At 74.7% G+C, this 7328-nt stretch carries 5 protein-coding genes and 1 pseudogene; 3 read left to right on the top strand and 3 right to left on the bottom strand.

The window, feature by feature from the left end:
* Nucleotides 1-41: 41 nt before the first annotated feature.
* Nucleotides 42-1022, top strand: a pseudogene (locus E1286_RS51770) (histidine kinase); the annotation flags it as partial.
* A gap of 429 nt (nt 1023-1451) precedes the next feature.
* Here E1286_RS51770 and E1286_RS27365 read toward each other — a convergent pair.
* Entirely contained in the window at nt 1452-2060 is a 609-nt protein-coding gene (locus E1286_RS27365) for a response regulator transcription factor (protein WP_132616882.1), read from the bottom strand.
* 98 nt (nt 2061-2158) lie between these two features.
* Between E1286_RS27365 and E1286_RS27360 the strand changes: the two genes are divergently transcribed.
* Nucleotides 2159-2887, top strand: coding sequence for an ABC transporter ATP-binding protein (locus E1286_RS27360; protein WP_132616880.1), 729 nt, complete (start codon nt 2159-2161; stop codon nt 2885-2887).
* Nucleotides 2878-5235, top strand: a complete 2358-nt coding sequence (locus tag E1286_RS27355) for an FtsX-like permease family protein (RefSeq protein WP_132616878.1) — start codon at nt 2878-2880, stop codon at nt 5233-5235. Before E1286_RS27360 ends, E1286_RS27355 begins: the two co-directional genes overlap by 10 nt.
* On the opposite strand, the gene E1286_RS27350 is transcribed toward E1286_RS27355, so the two are convergent.
* Nucleotides 5224-6342: a glycosyltransferase gene (locus tag E1286_RS27350; RefSeq protein WP_132616876.1), complete on the bottom strand. Its 1119-nt coding sequence runs from the start codon at nt 6340-6342 to the stop codon at nt 5224-5226. The two genes, E1286_RS27355 and E1286_RS27350, sit on opposite strands and share 12 nt — an antisense overlap.
* On the bottom strand, nt 6339-7313 hold the full coding sequence (locus E1286_RS27345; protein WP_132616874.1) for a glucosyl-3-phosphoglycerate synthase: 975 nt from the start codon (nt 7311-7313) through the stop codon (nt 6339-6341). Before E1286_RS27345 ends, E1286_RS27350 begins: the two co-directional genes overlap by 4 nt.
* Nucleotides 7314-7328: the final 15 nt, after the last annotated feature.

The following is a 7328-nucleotide window of genomic DNA, read 5'->3' as shown; positions in this document are numbered from 1 at the left end:
CCTTGGGCGCGGCGCGGGCGGCGGCGGCGGGGTATCGGGCGATGTCGTTGACGCCGGAGCTGACCACGGCCCGTGGCCTGTTGGCGGCCGCCGGGGTGGAGGTCGAGGTGCGGTCGGGGCACACCGAACCGCTCGGGCCCGCGGGCGCGCTGCTCGCCACCGTGTTGCGCGAGGCCGTCACCGACGTCGTACGCCGCGGCGCCGCCCGTACGTGCCTGGTGGAAACCTCCGAGGAGGGCGGCGAGGTACGCCTGCGGGTAACCGACGACGGTCGCCGTACCGCCGAGGACGACGCCCTGGCCGGGCTCGTCCCGCAGGTGCGGGCGGCGGGCGGGCGGCTGTCGGGCGGCCTGTCGGAGCAGGGGCGGCACACGGTCGAGGCCGCGTTGCCCGCGCCGCAGCGCGGGCCGGCGGAGCGCGAGCCCGCCGACGTGTCGGTGCTGCTGCTGGCCGCCGTGCTGGTCGGCTTCAGCCTCAAGGCGCTGCTGCAGGTGCCGGCGGCGCTGCTCGCCCCCGCCGTCGCGATCCTGGCCGTGATCGTGGTCATGCAGCTCAGGTCGGTCAACGGCCGTCACATGGCCGCGCTGGCCGTGATGGCCGTGCTGGCCTTCGCACCGGTGCCGGTGTTCGGCCCGATCTGGCTGGGCGTGACCGGGTTCCTGGCGGGCCCGGTGCTGCTGGCGTTCCGGCCCCGGACGGCCTGGCCGCTGGTCGCCGCGATCGTGGCGGCCACGGGCGCGAGCGCCGCGCTGTACGGGCTGCCGCCGGCCCAGTGGGCGAACGTCACAGTGAGCACGCTGGTCACCGGCCTGGTGGTCTACAGCCTGCTGCGCCTGGCCCAGATCGCCGACGAGCTGCGCGCCGCCAGGGAGCACCTCGCCCGCTCGGCCGTGGTCGAGGAGCGCCTGCGCGCCGCCAGGGACCTGCACGACCTGCTCGGCCACAGCCTGGCCGCGATCCTGCTCAAGTGCGAGCTGGCCCGCCGCCTGCCGCCGGAGCGGTCGCGGGCCGAGCTGGCCGAGGTGCTGGAGATGGCCGAGCGTGCCCGGCACGACCTGCGTTCGGTCTCGGGCGAGCAGCGCGACCTGTCACTCACGGCGGAGGCGGAGTCGGCGGCGTCCGTCCTGCGGGCGGCCCGCGTGGAGGTCACCGCCGACCTGGCACACCCGCCGCTCCCTGCCGACGTCGAGACCGTGCTCAGCGCCGTGCTGCGCGAGGCGGTGACGAACGTCCTGCGCCACAGCGCCGCCCGCCGCTGCGCGATCGCGACGTCCGCCGACGGCGGGCGGGTGCGGCTGCTGGTCGGCAACGACGGCGCGCGCGACGCCGGGCCGCGCCGCGGCTCGTCGGGGCTGGGCAACCTGACCACCCGCCTGGCCGCCCTGGACGGCCGGCTGACGACCGGCGTCGAGGACGGCTGGTTCACGCTCGACGCCATGGCGCCGTACGGGCTAGATCCAGCCCGACTCGGTGGCGATGCGGACGGCGTCGGTGCGGTTGCGGGCGTCGAGCTTGGCGACGATGGTCGTCAGGTAGTTGCGCACGGTGCCGGCCGTCAGATGCAGCCGGGCGGCGATGTCGGGGGCGTCCGCGCCTCCGGCGACCAGCCGTAGCACGTCGGCCTCGCGCGGGGTGAGCGGGTTGTCGGCCAGGTTCCAGGCCGTGACGGCGAGGGACGGGTCGAGCACCCGCTCGCCGCGCACGACCGTGCGGATCGCGGCCACCAGCTCCTCGGGCGGCGCGGTCTTCAGCATGAACCCGCCCACCTGGGCCGCCAGCGCCCGCTTCAGGTGCGCCGGCTTGCCGTGCCCGGTGAGCATGAGCGTCCGGCACGAGGGGACGCGCTCCCCGATCCGGGCGGCGGCGTCGAGGCCGTCCAGCTCCCCCGGCATGTCGATGTCGAGCACGGCGACGTCGGGCCGTTCCACGGTGGCGGAGGCGACCGCGGCGGCGCCGGAGTCCACGGCGGCCACGACCTCCAGGTCGGGCTCCAGGCCGAGCAGCGCCGCCAGGGCGCCCCGGATGACGGCCTGATCCTCGGCCAGAAGTACGCGAATCACGCAGACATGTCTATCAGTGTCCGGATCATGACGACGTCATGAGTGACGGGTGACCGCCTCTCTGGGCCGCGTACGCGCTGGTCGGCAGGCTTTACCGCATGGATGTCGTGCGGTTGGACGCGGTGAGCAAGGTGTACGGGAAGGGCCAGGGCGCGGTCGCCGCCCTGCGCGAGGTGTCGGTGGGAATCCCGCGCGGGTCCTTCACCGCCGTGATGGGGCCCTCCGGGTCGGGCAAGAGCACGTTCCTGCACTGCGCGGCGGGGCTGGACGTGCCGTCGTCCGGCTCGGTGCGCCTGGGCGGCACGAAGTTGTCGGGCATGGGCGAGGACGAGCTCACCGAACTGCGCAGGAAGCGGGTCGGCTTCGTGTTCCAGGCGTTCAACCTGGTGCCCGCGCTCGACGTGGTGGAGAACGTCACCCTCCCCCTCCGCCTGGCCGGCGCGCGGGTGGACCGCGGCCGGCTGGAGGAGATCCTGCGCAGGGTCGGGCTGGAGGGCCGCGCCGGGCATCGTCCCGCGCAGTTGTCGGGCGGCCAGCAGCAGCGGGTCGCCATCGCCAGGGCGCTCGTGACCCGCCCCGAGGTGGTCTTCGGCGACGAGCCGACCGGCGCCCTCGACACGATGACCGCCCGCGACGTGCTGCGCCTGCTGCGCGAGGTCGTCCAGAGCATGGGCCAGAGCGTGGTCATGGTGACGCACGACCCGCTGGCCGCCGCGTACGCCGACACGGTGTTGTTCCTGGCCGACGGCCGCATCGTGGACGCGATGACCGGCCCGACGCCCGAGAAGGTCGCCGAGCGGATGACCAGGCTGGGGGCGTGGACGTGATCGCCTTCGCGCTGAAGACGCTGCGCCACCGCAAGGGCGCGTTCGCCGGGGCGTTCGTGGCGCTGTCGTGCGCCGCCGCGCTGGTGTGCGCCTGCCTGATGCTCCTGGAGACCGGCCTGCGCGGCACGGTCGCGCCCGAACGGTACGCCGGCGCGCCCGCGATCGTGGCCGCCGACCAGTACGTCCGCGAGACCGTCGACAAGGGCGACGGCGAGACGAAGACCAAGGCCAAGCCGCTGTCGGAGCGCGCCTGGCTGCCCGAGGAGGTCGCCGTGCGCCTGGAGCGCACGCCCGGCGTCACGAAGGTGGTGACCGAGGTGACGTTCCCGTTCGGGTCGTACACCGGGCACGGGTGGGAGTCGGCGGCGCTCACCCCGTTCACCCTCGCGGAGGGACGCGCGCCGCGAGGGCGCGGCGAGGTGGTGGTCGACGCCCGAGCCGGGCTCGACGTGGGAGCGGACCTGCGCGGCTACCGCGTCGTGGGCGTCACCGCGCAGGCGCTGCCCAGCCAGGACACCGTGTTCTTCGCCACCGCCGAGGCGCGCCGGCTGGCCGGCCGGCCCGGCATGGTCAGCGCCGCGGGCGTCTTCCCCGGCCTCGCCCGGGCTCCCGAGGGCGCGGTGCTCCACACCGGCGACGAACGCGGCAGGCTGGAGTTCCTGGACGCCGAGCAGGCCCGGGTGAAACTGATCAGCATGGGCGGCGCCCTCGCCGGCACCTCGCTGCTGGTCGGCATCCTCGTCGTCGTCGGCACGTTCGCGTTGTCGATCGGGCAGCGTCAGCGCGAGCTGGCACTGCTGCGCGCCGTGGCGGCCACGCCGCGGCAAATCCGCCGACTCGTCGGCGGCGAGGCGCTGCTGGTGGGCGCGCTGGCCGGGGTGCCGGGCGCGGCGGCGGGCATCGGGCTGGGGCTGGCGCTGCACGCGGTGTTCACGGCGCTCGGCGCGACCCCGGCGAACCTGGGCGCGGTGGTGAGCCCGTTCCCGCCACTGGCGGCGCTGCTCGCCACGGTCGGCGCGGCGTGGGTCGCGGCCCGCGTCTCGGCCCGCCGCCTGGCCAGGATCCGCCCCGTCGAGGCACTCGGCGAGGCCGCGCTCGGCGCCGCGCGGGTGCCGTGGGGGCGCCTGATCGCCGGGGCCGTGCTGCTGGCGGGCGGCACGGTGCTCACGCTGGTCCTGTCGGGCCTGGACACCGAGGCCGCGGCCACGCCGGTCACCATGCTGACGGCACTCGTCTGGACGATCGCCGTGGCCGTGCTCGCGCCCCTGCTGGCGAGGCTGGCGCGGCTGGTACCGCTGCGGGCCGCCGGGGCGAGCGGTTTCCTGGCCGGGCGCAATGTCCGCGCCGTGCCCGCCGCGCTGGCCTCGGTGTCGTCGCCGGTGAGCCTGATGGTGGCGATGACCTGCACGATCCTGTTCAGCCAGACCACGATGGGGCACGCGGCGCAGGAGCAGACCGACGCGGGCACCCGCGCCGGTTACGTCCTGACGGGCGCGCGGGCCGAGCAGGTCGGGCGGGTGCCGGGGGTGGCGGCGGCCACGCCGGTGCTGCGCACGTCGATCCGGGTCGGCCTGGACAAGTACGCCGCCCAGGCCGTCGCCTACGACCCGCGCACGCTGGACCTGGGCGTGGCCGGCGGCTCGATGGACGGCTTCGGCGCGGGCTCGGTCGCGCTCAGCCGCACCGCGGCCGGCCACCTCGGACTCGGGCCGGGCGACCGGGTGCGGCTCACGCTCGGCGACGGCACCCCCGCCGCGCTCACCGTGGCCGCCGTCTACACCCGCGGTCTCGGCTTCGGCGACGTCACGCTCCCGTACGAGCTGGTCGCCGGCCATGTGGACGACCCCTCCGGCACTCTTCTGGTCTCGGCGCCCACCCTGACCAGGGACGCCCTGGCGCGGGCGGTGCCCGGCGCGGTCGTGCTGGAGCGGGCCCAGGCCATGGCGGTGGCCGCGGCGAACCCGCAGGTCACGTTCGTGGCGCTCGGGCTGGTCATCGCGTTCACCGCGATCGCCGTGGTCAACACGCTGGCCATGGCCACCTCGGGGCGGGCGCGCGAGCTGGCCGTGCTGCGGCTGGCGGGGGCCACCCGGCGGCAGGTCAGGCGCATGCTCGCGCTGGAGACGCTCTGCGCCGTGCTGACCGGCGCCGTCGCCGGCACGGCCGTCGCGATCGTGACGCTGGCGGCCTTCGGCGCGGGCATGACGGGCTCGGCCACGCCGTACGTGCCGCCGGTGGCGTACGGGCTGGTGGTCGCGGCGGCGGCGGTCCTGGCTCTGGCCGCCACCGCCGTCCCGGCCCGGCAGGCCATGCGCACCCGCCCGGCCGAGGCCGTCTCACCGGCCTGACGCGACCTGCTCGTACAGCTCCAGGTAGCGGTCGGCCATCACCGACGGAGAGAAGCGGCGGCGGGCCTCCCTGCGGCACTCCTCCGGGTCGATCTCGTCCACCCGCAGCACCCACTCCGCCAGCTCCTCCTCGCTGTCGGCCAGGAAGCCGGTGCGGCCGTGGTCGATCAGCTCCGGCAGGCAGCCGCGGCGCAGGCCCACCGGCGGCACCCCGAGCGCCAGGGCCTCCACCACGGCGGTGCCGCCGGGCTCGTCCCACTGGATGGGGAAGAGCGCGGCGCGGGAGGAGGCGTACAGGCGGTCGCGTTCCTCCCCGCCGACCGCGCCCACCCACCTGACCAGGTCGCCGTCGAGATAGGGAGAGACCTGGTCGAGGTGGTAGCGCACGTCGGGGTGGCTGTGCAGGGGGTGGTAGGGGTTCTGGGCCACCACGTCCAGCTCGGCCGGGGTGTTGCGGCCGCTCACCGGGCCCGCGAGCACCAGCGGCTGGCCCAGCTTCTGGCAGATCCTGGCGGCCACGTGCTGGCCCTTGAGCCCGCAGATGCGTCCCATCACCACCATGTGCTCCCCCCGCTCGGCCCGCAGGTCGCGGTCGGCGAGCGGGGTGGCCAGGTGGACGGCGCCGAGCGCGGCCTCCCGCAACGAGCCGGGGGCGCGGGCGAGCTGCGACTCCGAGACGCCGTTGACCGCGATCGCCGGGGGAAACGCCCCGTAGAAGGCCGGATGTTTGCGCAGGTCCCAGTGGAGGGTGTGCAGGACGGGCGGCCCGGCCAGCGCCGACAGCACCGCCGGGCCGACCACTTCCACGTGGTCGTGGACGAGGTCGATGTCGTCGCGCGAGCGCAGCTCGGCGATCACCCGTGCCTGGTGCGCATGTGTGATGCCCATGACCTGGTTGTACGGTTTCTGCAGCTCGGTGAACTGTCCGTCGTCGAAGACGCCGATGAGCTCGTCCACCTCGAGGGAGCTGGCGCCGACCGAGGCCAGCACCACGTGGACGCCGCGTTCGCGCAGGGCGGGCACCAGGGTGGCCACCACGTTCTCGATCCCGCCGTAGCCGGCGGGCGGGACCGCGAGCCAGGGGCCCGCGTTCACCAGGACTTTCATGCCACATCCTCCTCCAGTACGAGGGAGGCGAGCGGTGGTCGCTCGGCCACGGCCACGTCGACAAGGTCGGCCTGTCCGTCCAGCCCGAACTGCAGCAGCGTGTGCGCCGGACGTTCCGACGCCACCACGCGGCCCTGGCGTTCCAGGCGGGACCAGGCGGTGAGCATGATCTGCCCGGCCATCCGGCCGAGCGCGGACATCGACTGATGCGTGTGCGTACGGCGTCCCAGGTCCACCTGGGCCATCGCGTCCAGCCCGACGAGCTGGAGCAGGTCGACGAGGAGGCCGAACTCCACGCCGTACTCGGTGACGAAGGGGACCCGTTCGAGCACCTTCCGGCGGGCGGCGTACTCGCCGCCGAGCGGCTGGGCGAAGCCGGCCAGCTCCGGCCAGAACAGGTTGATCAGCGGCCGGGCCACCAGCTCGGTCACGCGGCCGCCGCCGCCCGGCTGGACGACGCCGTCCGCGCCGGTGTACGGCCGTTCGTAGGTGGCCTTGACGAAGTGGGTGCCGGGATCCACCAGCAGCGGCCCCACCAGGCCCGACACGTAGTGGGCGCCGAAGCTGCGCAGGTCGGCGTCCACGAAGACGACGATGTCCCCGTGTGAGGCGGCCAGCCCCTTCCACAGCGCCTCACCCTTCCCGCTCAGCGGCGCCAGGTGGGAGAGCACCTGGTTCTGCGCCACCACCCGGGCGCCCGCCTGTCTCGCGCGTTCGGCGGTCGCGTCGGTGGAGTTGGAGTCGACGACGAGGATCTCGTCCACGAGTGGCATGCGTTCGACCAGGTCACGGCGGATCACGTTGACGATGTCACCCACGGTTTCCTGTTCGTCGCGGGCGGGCAGCACCACACTCACGGTGGTGTCGCCCTTGGCCATGATTAACGCGTCGAGCGGCCATTCGGCCGCGGTGCTCGAGTGCGGGCCGTACCATTCCTGAACCCTGGTGATGGCTCGCAGATCAGATTCCATGCAGTCAGCCCCGAT

It is taken from the genome of Nonomuraea terrae (assembly GCF_004348995.1).
GTDB classification, from domain to species: Bacteria; Actinomycetota; Actinomycetes; order Streptosporangiales; family Streptosporangiaceae; genus Nonomuraea; species Nonomuraea terrae.
This window is presented reverse-complemented; position numbering and strand designations above follow the sequence as displayed.